Source organism: Verrucomicrobiales bacterium (assembly GCA_016793885.1).
GTDB lineage: Bacteria > Verrucomicrobiota > Verrucomicrobiia > Limisphaerales > UBA11320 > UBA11320.
In genome coordinates this window covers 15,307-28,675 of sequence record JAEUHE010000233.1, presented here as the reverse complement: position 1 = coordinate 28,675, position 13,369 = coordinate 15,307, and the positions used below count along the sequence as shown (strand labels likewise).

Genomic DNA, 13,369 nt, shown 5'->3' with positions numbered 1-13,369 from the left:
AGAGCACTCAAGCGAACGCCTCAAAAGCCGAAGTTACTCTCGGGTGAGCACTTAACCTCAGTCTATCCGATGCACTATTCCACCGAGCAGGAGTTTAAACTGGCCCGCCAACTCAGCCCGCGTCGCGGCACCACTCAGGCCCACGACCTCGAAGGCTTGGTCGCCGAGCAACTGGCCCACTTCGCCATCGACCCCCGGACACCCTTGGGCAGTTCTCTCGGTCGTCTGGCAGGACACATCTACCGAGCCAATGTCGAGCTACGAACCCTCTGGGACCTGTCCTTGCAGGAGCTGAAAACCCTGGATCGTCGCGATCGCATCGCCTTTTTTAATGCCAAAAAGTTCATGTGCTTCCAAATGGCCAAGCTGCTGGACTCCCTGCAGAACCCGTTTCGAGCCACCTACCAATCACTCACCAACCATCAATCCACCCAGCTTGCCAAAGGTCCCTACCCGATCTTCGACAACGTTGCCGCTCTGTTTTCTTCAACACCGGTTATCACCCGCACCGCCACCTACATCTACGCGTGCACGGAGTGGATCGACGATGCTTTCCAAGGGCGCGAACCACTGCTGGAAGTGTATTCCCGGCTGCTCAACCCCACATCCATCTCCCTGGCGAACCACATTGTTGATTTGGAATGCGGTCCGCTGTCGCACGAGTACATGGCCTGGAATTTCAACTCCGGCATGGCGGCAATCGACGCCACCCTCAGCCATCTGGTGGGACATCGCGACATCATTCTGAGTTCGCGAAACATCTATGGAGGCGCGTTCCAGCTGCTGCATGACTGGTTCCAAAAGCCGGGCAACCTGGATGCGGCGGTGGAGTTCTTCGATGGCTACACCGTGGAGGATTTTCAGCGCGCGCTCGCCGCCACTCAACTGCGGCATGCCGATCGTCTGGCCGCAGGCCGGCACATCTATGTGTATCTGGAGTCGCCCTGCAATCCTCAGGGGTACGTGCTGGATGTTCCTGCCATCTGCCGGGCCGCGCACGAAGCGGGGCTTTCAGTCATTCTCGACTCCACGGTAGGCACGCCCTTCCTTTGTCAGCCCCTGCGCCGCAGCGAGCCGATCGAACGGCCGGACTTCGTGCTTCACAGTTACACCAAGGACATCACGGGAAGTGGAACGACCACCGCCGGTGTCGTGATCGCCCGGAACGAGCGGATGTTCATTCCCAAACATGATTCCGTCAGCGCCAAAGATCTGGGGGGACGCCCAGTCACGTATCACTGGAACGAGACCCTCTTCTGGAACGTCTTTTATGTGAAGGGGGCTTTCCTCGATGCGGACAAGGCCTTCGAAGTGATCAATGGCTCGCGCACGTTGGAGCTGCGCTTGCTCCGCAAGTGCGCCAGCACCATTGTGCTCGCTCACTTCCTGGCCAGCCATCCGCTCTTCCGAGTGAAGTGCAACGCGCTGGAAAACAATGAAAACGCCGCCCTGCGGAAAGCCCACATGCGACTCGCGCTTCCGGCACCGCTGTTCACCATGGATCTCGAGCCCGCCCAACTCGACCGAGCCACCTTCACCCGTTTTTTCGACTGCTTGGAGCCGGCCTTCGGACATCAAGTCTCCCTGGGCCAATCCAATACCGTGATTCTCTGCCCTTCCCTGACCAGTCACAGCGAGCTGAGCGCCAAGGAATTGGAAGCGGCTGGCATCTCTGCCACCACCATCCGGGTGGCGATGGGCGACGAGGATCCGCGGCAGCTCATCGGGCATCTGGTACGCGTGGCCGAGCTGGTGATCGACCCAGCCAAGCCCGGGTTCAGCAAACAGTTCATGGCCGCTAAAGACGTAGACCAGCTGCATCGCGCGACCTGCCTGGACATCCAAGCTCGGTGGCTGGATGCGTCACCTAAAACCGAAGCCTGGATGTAACTCCGACGGAAGATTTCTTTCGACGGGGCGCCGGAATCCACCTAGGCTCCGGCCATGCTCGCAACATCGAAATCCTCACCGCGAACGCGCGCACTGTGGCGTGCGACTCTGCTCAGCTCGCTACTCCTAAGCAACTCCACCTGGTCGTTGTCGGCCGCCGACTGGCCGAATTGGCGAGGACCACAGCTGAACGGAATTAGCTCGGAATCCCATTTCCCCACCGAGTGGAGCAAAACCAAGAATGTCCGCTGGCGTGTCGCGCTGCCCGAACGGGGCAACTCAACTCCCATCGTGTGGGGTGATCGCATTTTTATCACCCAGGCGATCGAGAAGGAACATCGGCGCACCGTGATGTGTTTCCGCCGCAGCGATGGCAAGCTGCTCTGGCAGAAGGGGACCACCTACGCCCACGCCGAGAAGACTCACGGTGACAATCCCTATTGCGCCGCCTCGCCCGCGACCGACGGCTCGGTGGTGGTGGCTGCCTTCGGTCCGGCCGGGGTCTTCGCCTATGATTTTGAAGGCAAGGAGCTCTGGCAACGGGATCTGGGCAAACAGGAACACGAGTGGGGATATGCCTCCTCACCGGTGCTGGACGGAGATCGATGCTATGTTTTCCAGGGCCCAGGCAAAGGAGCCAAACTGCTCGCACTGCAGAAGCGCACCGGGGCAACTCTCTGGGAAAACCCCCTGCCCGAACCGAATCCCACAGAACGCTTCGACGGCTTCAAGGGAAATCTCCCCGGCCGCATTGGTTCCTTCAGCACCCCAGTTCTGGTCCAAGTGGAGGGCCGTTCTGAACTCATCCTCAGCCTCCCCGAAAGCCTCCAATCCTTCGATCCCTCCAGCGGCAAGGTGCTCTGGCATGCCGGTGGGCTCAACCCCTTGGTCTACACCACCCCAGTGGTGGGAGAAGGAACCGTGCTCGCCATCGGCGGCTTCTTCGGAAGCGTCGTGGCCGTGAAGCCCGGCGGCGATGGCGATGTCACCTCCAAACGCTTGTGGTATGAGCAGCGTGCCAAGAAGAACCGGATTGGATCCGCGGTCATCAAGGATGGTCACTTTTACATCCTCAACAGCGACGGCATTGCGGAGTGCGTGGAATTGGCCACCGGCAAATCCGTTTGGACTGAGCGATTGAAGGGTCCGGGTGCCAAGGCAGATTCTTGGTCTTCGTTCACTCTGGCGGGAGACAAACTCTACACCGTCAACCAGTCCGGAGATGCCTTCGTAGTGCGCGCCAGTCCGAAGTTCGAGCTGATCGCCACCAACTCGGTCGGCGAGTACACCAACTCCAGCTTCGCCCACTCCGACGGAGAACTTTTCCTGCGAACCTACGAGAGCCTGTGGTGTTTCAGCGCACCTCGCACCTCCGCCAGCGCGAGGTAAGGGATATATGGGGACTGGACAAATTGTAGGGGATCCTCACTTCCTCGCGTGAGTTCCTGATGCCGAAGCCGAGAACCCGTAGGGTTCAAAGAGATGAGCCGGGGCGTGGAGCGCAGCGACACCCCCGGTCTATCGGCCCCCTATTAAACAGCACCCTGGAAGGCGTGCCACCCGTCGGCGAACGGACTGACGAATTGATCAGGTTCTTTGAGTCGGGTGACGCAAGTCTCAGATCCCGGTGGCATCGCTGCGCGATGCTCCGTACTTTTAACAGTTCCGGGGGTGCGAGCACCCCCGGCTAGATCTCTTTGAACCCTGCGGGTTCGGGCTCTGCCGATAAATTGAGAAAAACCGGCGTTGCCCAGCTTGTCTAGTCCGCTTTCTTGGAGGTAAAGATGAGAGCCCTCTGCCGCTTTGGTCTCCCCAGCGGAGCTGGGATCCCCCCTCCGGGCGTGCCGAAACGCTGTAGAGGGCTACAACAGTCCAAGACGCTTCGCGAGGAAGGCTGACACTGGTATATCCTCACTCGCGCCCGAACACCTGTCGCGGCGTCATGGGATCCTGGTTCAGGGCCATCAACTCCCTGAGCTGCTGATCCAGTTTTGCCACCACGGAAGCATACCTGGGCTGAGCAGCCAGGTTCCGCTGCTCCCATGGATCCTGCCGGATGCGGAATAATTGCACCTGCGATTCCTTCGGACTTCGTATGAGTTTCCAGTCCTTCGTCCGAACAGAACGTTGCACATCGAGATAGGCGCCGTAGAGCGCCGCATCGCCACTTCGCTGCTGGCCGGTAATGAGGGGCACGATGCTGGGGAACTGAACTGAGGCCGGCACTGGCACGCCCGCCATTTCGCAAGTAGTGGCGAAGAGACTCTGCATGTGGAACAGAGCATCGTTCCTTCGTCCGCGCGGGATCCCCGGCCCCGCCATGATGAAGGGCATCCGAACCGAATGATCATACAGGTTCTGCTTGCCCATCAACCCGTGCTGACCCACCGCCAAACCCTGGTCGGACGTAAAGACAACCACCGTGTTCTGCGCCTGCCCACTGGCCTCCAGGGCGTCCAAAATCCGTCCAATCTGGACGTCCATGTGAGTGATGATGGCGTAATACTCCTGTAGGTGAGTCTGAACGATCGCCGGGGTGCGTGGATAGGGTGCCAGGATCTCGTCTCTGAGATCGAAATTGTCGATGCGAAAGGGATGCTTCGGCAGAAAGTTAGGCGGAACTCTCAATTGTCCCGCCGGATACATGTCCAAAAATTCGCGCGGCGCTTGCCGAGGGTCGTGAGGTGCATTGAAGGCTACATACATGAAGAAGGGGGCCGGCCTCGTCGAGGCCTGATGTTGGAGATAATCAATGGCCGCATCTGCGATGCGAACACTGCTGTGCACCGTCCTCCCCTCCACCTCCAGCCAATGCCCCTTCCACCGAGGATCCTCTGGGGTCCAGTCATTGCCAGGAGCGGGCCGATAGTACGCCAGACCACCATTGGTCGTTGAAGGAAGGAATCCGCCCGTGAGCGGCCCCAGTGTTTCGAAGCTGCGCACCAGTGCCGCCTGGGGCAGATGCCACTTGCCTGCCATAAACGTTTGATACCCGGCCTGACGCATCGTTTCCCCCCACAAGGCGGCACCATCGGCGATCCCTTGGCGCTTGGCATCGCTGCACTGCCAGACCCGGCGCCCGGTGTTCAGCATGGTCCGACTGGGGATACAGACCGCCCCGCTATAGCCACCCTGGTTAAAACAGTGGGTAAACAGCAACCCAAGCCGCGCCAATCGATCCAGATTCGGAGTGCGGCAAGGAAGCTCCCCCAGGCGGCTGAGCGTGCGAAAGGTTTGATCGTCGGACAGCAGGAGCAGGAAGTTCGGTCGCTCGCTATGAGGCGCGGCCAATTGATCCGCTGCTCCGTTAACCAAGGCCGGCGCGAAGGCGCCCGTGAAGACAAGGCACAGCAGAAGACACCGCCCGCGCATCCAATTCAGGCTTCGACGGGAGTAAGAGTGAAAGGAGTAGAGTCTGTGCATGCGCAGGATAATTCCTCGGTTTGTCAGGCAAACGCAATCCCCGGCGCAGGAATCCGCGCCCGCCGCAACCCCATCCCCAATAGCCGGCCTTCAGAGTCACTAAACCTATGATGAGGTCTTGGGGGTATGGAGTTCCTGCTTTAGCAGGTCCCCACGCGCGATCTCACTCCGGTGCACCCTCCGCCTGAAGGCGGACAAATGAACTTTAAGCCTCATCGGACCGCCTCGCGATCAACTCCGTACAGGGGACTGAGGCCTTGGGGTATGGAGTTCCTGCTTTAGCAGGTCCCCACGCGCAATGTCACTTCGGTGCCCCCTCCGCCTGAAGCCCAATCCATGCGCGGGACCTCCCCTCGCCTTCCAAGATAGCCATTTTGCCTCTTGCTCTTTCGATGCACGTTTTTAGGATGCTGCCATGGCGAGTAAAGAACCAGATCCGAGCACGTCCCAGCGCGGCTTTGCGGACATTATCGGGATACTCCTGATTGCAGGAGCCCTGCTGCTGTTCGCGTCGCAAATTTCGTTCGACCGGGCCGATGTCCGTATCAATCGAGCGGGGCCCGTCATGCCCATGCACAACTGGATCGGGGGGTTCGGCGCTTACTTGGCAAACGGCTTCTTTTTGTGCTTCGGCGTGGCCGCCTTCGCGCTTCCCTTCTTGTTGGGCTTGTTCGGACTAGGTTATCTCCTGCAAATCCTGACCTACCTTCGCCACCGGTGGTGGGCCGGACTGCTCCTTTTTGTCGCTACCCTCGGTCTCCTGGACCTATACAGCAGCAACCTGAAATCGCTCTGCACGAGCCTGAACGCACCGAGTGCCGGTGGGCTAGCCGGGATGGGGATGAATAGCCTGATCTTCAATAATTTTGGGAAGCCGGGTGCCACCATCTTGTTCGCCTTGATGTATTTCATCGGCCTGGGATTCCTCACTCACTTTAACCTGGGCGAATGGCTCCGCGAGCGGGTCAACCGTGCCACGGAGGCTCAGGAAATCGAACAAGGGTTATCTCCCGAAGAGCGAAAACTCTCTAAACGTAAACGCGAGCTGGAGAAGGAGGCCGCCCGCCTTCGCGACGAAATTGACCAGAAGGAAAAAGCCGAAAAGCCCGAGAAGGGGGGTGCAGCCAAGCCCGCTTCCGCTGGGTTGGGAGCGGATCTTCAACCCGTGCCGGCACCAATGGTCCGAGATCTCAGCGTGCCTCAGCCCCGCACTGGCAAACCTCAGAAGTCCAAGCCGGCCCCTGAACCCATCGAGGAACCCGAGGAGCTGGAAGGCGAAGTCATCAAAGCCAAGGAAATCGCGGCTGCCACCAGCGAGGCCATCCTGGGACGCCCCTTTGGCAGCACCGATTCCGAACCGACTGCAAAAAAGGCGGCCGGGGGAACCCCAGGAGATAGTGTCGGCTCCGACGCCGCGCCGACACCTGCCGTCGCCGGAGCCCCTTCGGCAGCCGGCCCTGATGCCGTCACTTTCAACGACAACTCGGGCGGCGGCCTACGCGCCAAACGCCTGGCTCGCAAGCCCAAGCCCATCGTGGTGGCTTCCGCACCCAAGATCGGTAATTACCAGCTTCCTCCGATGGACGTGCTGAACCACCCCGATCAAAACGTCAAGCCGACCGAGACCAAGGAAGAGCTCATGGCCAATGCGCGCCTCATGCAGAGCACGCTGGCTCAGTTCGACATCGCCGTGGCGATGGGCGACATCACCAAAGGTCCAACCATCACGCGCTATGAGCTCCACCCCGCTCCCGGCGTCAAACTGGAGAAGATTTCGGGCCTCGCCAACAACATCGCCGCAGCTCTCAAGGCCGAACGCATCAATATTCTCGCACCGATTCCCGGCAAGAGTTCCGTAGGTGTCGAGGTGCCCAACGCCATCAAGACCAAGGTGATCATGCGCGATCTGCTGGAGTCCGAGGAATGGCAGCATTCGAAGGCCCGGCTCCCGATTGCGCTCGGCAAAGATGTGTACGGCCACCCGATTGTTGGCGACCTTGCCGACATGCCCCACCTGCTGGTGGCCGGCAGCACCGGCTCAGGCAAATCGGTCTGCATTAATGCCATCATCGCCAGCCTGCTCTACCGGTTTTCGCCCGACCAGCTGCGCTTCGTCATGATCGATCCCAAGGTGGTTGAGCTGCAGCAGTACAACGCGCTGCCACACCTCGTCGTGCCCGTCGTCACCGACCCCAAGAAAGTCGTGCTCGCTCTCCGCTGGGTGGTCAATGAAATGGAGAAGCGCTACCAGATCTTCGCGAAGGTCGGCGTGCGCAACATCAAATCCTTCAACGAGCGTACCAAGGCCGCTCCGGCGCCCAAGCCCGCCGAGCTGGAGCTTCCCCTGACCGCCAAGAAGGAACGGGTCGAGGTGAATTCCGACGGCTTTGCGGTCGAACTGGATGAGGAAATCGTGGTGCCACGCGATGAAGACATCGTGATCCCTGAGAAGCTCAGCTACATTGTGGTGATCATTGACGAGCTGGCCGACCTCATGTTGGTGGCTCCGGCGGATGTCGAAATGGCGATCGCTCGAATCACGCAGATGGCACGCGCCGCCGGCATTCATTGTATCGTCGCCACCCAGCGTCCCAGCGTGGATGTCATCACCGGCGTCATCAAGGCCAACATCCCGGCGCGGATCGCCTTCCAGGTCGCTTCCAAGGTGGATTCCCGCACCATTCTGGACGCCATGGGAGCCGACAAGCTTCTCGGCAAGGGCGACATGATCTTCCTTCCGCCTGGCTCCTCCAAACTGACTCGCGTTCAGGGCGTGCTGATTACCGACCAAGAATTGCAGGGCGTCGTCGACCACATCGCGAAGCAGGGTAAACCCAGCTACGAGATGGATATTCACGCACAACTCCAGAAGCCGGTTCGTGATTTTGACGCCGATGGCGGCAGCGACGAGGATGAGGAATTGATCGAGCAATGCATCGAGGTCATTCGAAGTGAGCAGAAGGCGAGCGTGTCGCTGCTGCAACGAAGGCTGAAGCTGGGCTACGGCCGGGCCGCTCGAATTATGGACGAACTGGAGTCACGAGGGATTGTTGGCCCGAGCCGCGGAGCTGAACCAAGGGATATCCTGATCGACCTGGATGGCACGGGTGCCGACGGCCGCAGCGCCAACCTGCAGAACGACATCGCACAGTAGGAGGGGACGCCAGACTACAATTTTGTAGCGTCGTGCGTCCCCGGACGATTCCCCCGCCCCCCCAGCCCAAAAAAAATCACGTGACACCCACCACTCAAATTCTGTATCACATCCGCGCTCTTTGAAATAGGTCAGCTATCGGCTGATCGTTGAACGTTAAGAGGTGTCAGGGAATCCCGTGAAAGTCGGGAACGGTTGCGCCACTGTAACGGGTTACAAACTCCCAAAGGCCACTGGTTCGTCAGAACTGGGAAGGCGGGAGCGAGGTGAAACCCGGAGTCAGGATATCGACTTCTTATCGCTCGTCCGAATGCTCTCGAAAGAGAGCGCTCACTTCTCCGTCAATGAGAAGGATGAGACTTGACCCCGCCACGTGTGTGGCTGGGAATCGTTGAATACCTTCATTCTCTGATTTGCGGAGGATCGAAGGTTTTTTGCTTTGGATCCTCCCACTGGTCTCGAATTGTCCATAACCCCGCTCCGGCTGTGCCGGAGCTGTGAAAGACCAGTGCTATGACTCGTTCCGTTCCGTTCTGGCTTGCCCTCGCGGCCGGCCTCTTCTCTTCCATCGTCCCCGCCTCGGCCACGCCGTACGCCGATCGAGTGATTGCTTATTCGCAGGGCTCGACCGCCGCCAACGCCTACAACAATCCGAGTTCAGCGCTTGGCGAGCCATCCCGCATCACTCCTGCCGGGCCGACGGATGCGCCAGTCACGCCGTTCAATCCTCCTTGGCCCACCGGCCAGCTGGTATCCATCGGCGCCGGGGGTTCCATCACCTTGGAACTTGGAATCAGTGCCCAAGATGTCGCCTGGAATCCCTACGGCATCGACCTGATCCTGTTCGGAAACAACGGGTTTAAGGTGAACGACTACTCCGTGCCGGAGTCGGAATGGACGACCGATGGCACTCTGTTCACCTTCGACCCAGCCGGAGCTTCCACAGTGTGGGTTAGCGACAACAACCAGGACTACTATGAACTAGTCGTGCCCAGCGGCCTCACCGCTCAAGTCGACAGCCTCTTCCCCACGGATGCCTCGGGAGACTTCTTGAAGCCAGTAAACCCGTCGCTCACCGGTGCGGATTTCGCCGGAAAGAACCTCGCCGGGATCAAAGAACTCTACGCGGGATCTGCAGGTGGAACCGGCTTCGACCTGGCTTGGGCTCGTAAAAGCGATGGAAGCCAAGCAGGTATCGCAAGCGCCCGCTTCGTACGGATCGAAGTCAGCCACGGCAAGATCGAGTTGGATGGGATCGCCGCCGTTCCCGAACCCGCCACCTGGGCTCTCTTCGGCTTGGGACTACTGGGAGCCGCGGGACTCCGCTCCACCGCGAAGCGACACCACCAGCCTTTCGGCTCCACAGGTACGAAACCGCTTTGAATTCGCTGCCAGAAATGTCGCCTACCAAGGCCACTCGAATTCGAGACAACGCGAAGCAACACCACTGCTCGCTGTGTCCGATCGTCCCACCACGACTCCGCGTGCAGGGCCTGACTTTGATCGAGCTCCTGGTGGTGATCGCGCTGATCGGCGTGCTGGCTTCCCTCATGCTGCCATCGCTCGCTCGCGGACGGTCAGCCGCCCAGCGAGTCAGATGCATTAGCAATCTGCATCAGCTTGGGCTGGCAACGCAGCTCTACTGGGACGATCACGAAAGCCTCGCCTTCCGATATCGCGAAGGGAGCACCAACAACGGGGATCTCTACTGGTTCGGCTGGCTTCAGCGAGGCAGTGAAGGGGAACGGCGAGTAGATCATCGGCAAGGGGTGCTCTATCCTTACCTGGCGGGACGGGGCGTGGAAATCTGTCCCAGCCTGAAATACGGCAGCTCCAACTTCAAACTGAAGGCCTCTGGGGCCGCCTACGGCTACGGCTACAACCTGGCCCTCTCCCCAACGCCTAGCAACCCACGAATCCAGGTGCGCAACCTTCCCTGCCCTACGTCGACCACGCTGTTTGCCGACGCCGCCCAGGTAAACGATTTCCAAGCACCCGCCTCGAAAGACAACCCCATGCTCGAGGAGTTCTATTACGTGACGCCTCGCGAAGCGACCGTACACTTCCGACATCAAGCACGTGCCAATGTCGTCTTCGCCGACGGACATGTCGGAACCGAACTTCCCGCCGACGGATCAATCGACCCTCGCCTGCCCGCCGAGGTAGTCGGCCGCTTGCGCGCCGAAGTGCTCATGACGAGGTAGGTCCAGTTGAGCAGTTCCAGAGAAACCTAAGACGGAAGTTTTAACCACGGATTTCTCGGATGACGCGGATGGAAAGAAGAAGGGGGTTTCACTTCCGATCCCTTCAAGATTCTTAATCCGTGGGATCAGCGAAATCCGTGGTTCACCAGTTACTTTCCCTCTCTGCGCTCTTTCCGTCTCTGCGGTGTAAGTGCGCGCAGGCCTGGCTCGGGTTGGGGGGGACCCGTCGTTGGCAGTCACTTAGGACGCTTGTGGTGATACCGTTCGTTGGCAGGCTTCGGCACCTGAGGGATCGGTTCGCAACGCGGAGGGAGACAGGTAACTCCCAGAACTCCTCACGTCGTCTCCTACAAATCTGTCCCCCGCTCAAACACTAGCCCGCTTCGGACGAAGCAGCATCGCCTTCTTGGGCGTGCCCTCCACTTCGACGCTATACGTCTCAACATCAGGATCGTCCTTCAAGGTGTTATGCACGATTCGACGATCGTAGGAATTCATCGGCTCCAACTCGATGACATCCCCCCAGCGCCGCACTTTCTCGGCCGCTTCCTTAGCCTTCTTGATCAGGCCATCGCGCGCTTGGGTGCGATACCCCCCCACATCGACCGTCACCTTAGGCACGGTGTCGTCGCCCTGAAAGAGCATCCGATTGAGCAGATACTGAAGATCGGCCAACGTCTGGCCCTGCCGGCCAATCAGACGTCCAGGGTCATCCGTCTTGACATCCAGAACCAGGCCCTCCTCCAGTTGATGCTCCTCAACGGTGGCATCAAACTCGAGATGGCGAAGCAGGGTTTCCAGGGTTTCTTTGGGAGTGTTCGACATAACGCTCAAGGAGTTGAACTCAGGAAATAGGATTAGGATTTCTTGCGTGCGTTGGTGGAACCACCAGCACCGGGCGGTTTGGTCGGCAGCTGGGCCTGTTGTTTCTCATCCTGAGCTTTGGTCAGCTTCATCTGAAGGATGCTTAACAGGTTCTGAACCGTCCAGTAAAGGGTCAAGCCGGAGGAGAAATTATACAGCATGACCAGGAACATCAGCGGCATGTACTTCATCATGTTCGCCTGCATTGGATCCATCCCTGGAGCGGCCGGAGTTAACCTGGCTTGCCAGAACATGGTCACTCCCATTAGCAGCGGCATGAGGTTGAACGGGAAGTAAATGCCCGGAATCATGAACAACGTGTCGGGCCGGGTGAGATCGCATGCCCAGAGGAAGCTGGCCCCGCGGAGCTCGATGGCGGTTTGGATCATGGCGAAGAATCCGATGAACACCGGCATCTGCAGGAGCACCGGCAAGCATCCGCCGAAGGGGCTGACTTTGTGCTCCTTCCAAAACTCCATCATCTTCTTGTTCAGTTTCGCGGGATCGTCCTTGTACTTGGTCTGGAGAGCTTTCATCTCCGGCTGCAGTGCCTGCATCCGCTTCATGGAGCGCGTGCTGGCCTGGGTCAAGGGCCAGAACAGGAGCTTGATCAGCACCGTAATCACCACAATGGTAAGACCATAGCTGATGCCCAAGCTGTGCAAGCCATTCATGGCGAGCAAGAGAATCTTGGCGAAAAACCCAGAGAAGGATCCGAACAGGACCTGATCGAAGCCCATGACCTGGTCCAAATCGAACTTGAATTGCGCGCCCAACTTGGACAGCGCGTAATATTCCTTCGGTCCCGAATAGATTGAAAACTGCCGCTCCAGGGCATTGTTCGCAGGAATGGTCACGCCCGGATACAGAAACGAAGTCTGGTAGGCAACCGGATGTTTGTTAGCACTAGGCGTCGCCTGGAGCACTTCCGCGGAAGGCGGAGGCAACTTGAGCTCTCTGCCCACCACCGACTGAGCCGGCTCCTTCGGAATCGCCGCCATGGTGAAGAATTGGTTGTGAACCGCCGCCCAGGTCACATTGCTCAAACCATCCTGATACAAAGCTCTGGGTGTTCCAGGAATGCATCCCAGGTAGGCGTTCTTGAACCAAGAGCTGGTGATGTGTTCGACGGCCTGAGCTCGGCCCCAATAGAAGCCAACCTTGGTGCCATCGTCCTGCGCATCCATGGGATAGGCAGTCCCCACCACTACCTCATGCTGGGAAATTGTCTGAGGCTGGGCCGAGCGGTTTTCCAGGCGGAGCGTGCAGGTCATCAGATAGTTCGATGCCAGCTGAAAATCCTTCACCAACACCAGGTCGTTAGCTAACTGCTTCTCCGCACGCACTCCCTGCGACGTTGCCTGCAGGGCGAAAACCCCGTCCCCCAGCAGCGCGGGATCTCCGGATAGCGACATCGCCGCCACCGTCCCCGTTCCGTTGAGGCTCGCTAGTCTGGCCACCGATTTCTCATCCTGTTTATTACAGTCGACCGTCTCGGGATACTTGAACAAGTCCACCGACTTGATACCCCCACCATGAGAGGTGAAGGTGTAGCGAACCAAAGAATTGCTCACCACGACGGTTTGCTCGGGTGACCCCGGCTTTACCACCGCCACCGCGGCGAGGCTGTTGGTGGGGGCGACGGGAAGGGAAATCGCCGAGGGCGAAGCCACCGCCGGAGATGCCTGATTCGTAGCCACTGCCGAAACCGAGGCAACCCGATTGGTAGCGCTCCCTGGGATCGGCGGGTACAGACGGTTGAAAAGCGACGGCCAGGCAAACAGCAGGGCGATCGAAAGGGCGATGACGATGATGGCTTTACGATCCATTTAAA

General features: G+C 59.2%; 8 protein-coding genes and 1 riboswitch. Of the genes, 5 read left to right on the top strand and 3 right to left on the bottom strand.

The features are described 5' to 3' along the window. The first annotated feature begins 69 nt into the window (after positions 1-69). Both JNN07_25450 and JNN07_25445 read left to right on the top strand, forming a co-directional pair. Positions 70-1,890, top strand: coding sequence for a PLP-dependent transferase (locus tag JNN07_25450; protein MBL9171104.1), 1,821 nt, complete (start codon positions 70-72; stop codon positions 1,888-1,890). A gap of 54 nt (positions 1,891-1,944) precedes the next feature. Beyond that, entirely contained in the window at positions 1,945-3,279 is a 1,335-nt protein-coding gene (locus JNN07_25445; protein MBL9171103.1) for a PQQ-binding-like beta-propeller repeat protein, read from the top strand. Between the two features lie 522 nt (positions 3,280-3,801). On the opposite strand, the gene JNN07_25440 is transcribed toward JNN07_25445, so the two are convergent. Continuing rightward, a complete protein-coding gene (locus tag JNN07_25440; GenBank protein MBL9171102.1) occupies positions 3,802-5,313 on the bottom strand; it encodes a sulfatase-like hydrolase/transferase in 1,512 nt (503 codons plus the stop codon). Between the two features lie 415 nt (positions 5,314-5,728). Here JNN07_25440 and JNN07_25435 point away from each other — a divergent pair, with 415 nt between their 5' ends. The 3 genes from JNN07_25435 (at position 5,729) to JNN07_25425 (ending at position 10,671) form a co-directional block, all read left to right on the top strand. Beyond that, positions 5,729-8,467 (top strand): DNA translocase FtsK, encoded by a 2,739-nt coding sequence (locus JNN07_25435; GenBank protein MBL9171101.1) that lies wholly within the window; start codon positions 5,729-5,731, stop codon positions 8,465-8,467. Between the two features lie 144 nt (positions 8,468-8,611). Further along, positions 8,612-8,778, top strand: a riboswitch (cobalamin riboswitch). Positions 8,779-8,980: 202 nt separating this feature from the next. After that, positions 8,981-9,850, top strand: a complete 870-nt coding sequence (locus JNN07_25430) for a PEP-CTERM sorting domain-containing protein (protein ID MBL9171100.1) — start codon at positions 8,981-8,983, stop codon at positions 9,848-9,850. A 14-nt stretch (positions 9,851-9,864) separates the two neighbouring features. Further along, positions 9,865-10,671: a prepilin-type N-terminal cleavage/methylation domain-containing protein gene (locus JNN07_25425; protein MBL9171099.1), complete on the top strand. Its 807-nt coding sequence runs from the start codon at positions 9,865-9,867 to the stop codon at positions 10,669-10,671. 366 nt (positions 10,672-11,037) lie between these two features. Here the strand turns inward: JNN07_25425 and JNN07_25420 are convergent, their stop codons facing one another. Both JNN07_25420 and yidC read right to left on the bottom strand, forming a co-directional pair. Further along, positions 11,038-11,496, bottom strand: a complete 459-nt coding sequence (locus JNN07_25420; protein ID MBL9171098.1) for a KH domain-containing protein — start codon at positions 11,494-11,496, stop codon at positions 11,038-11,040. A gap of 32 nt (positions 11,497-11,528) precedes the next feature. Further along, complete coding sequence (gene yidC, locus JNN07_25415; GenBank protein ID MBL9171097.1) at positions 11,529-13,364, bottom strand: membrane protein insertase YidC; 1,836 nt, start codon at positions 13,362-13,364, stop codon at positions 11,529-11,531. Between the last annotated feature and the right edge of the window lie 5 nt (positions 13,365-13,369).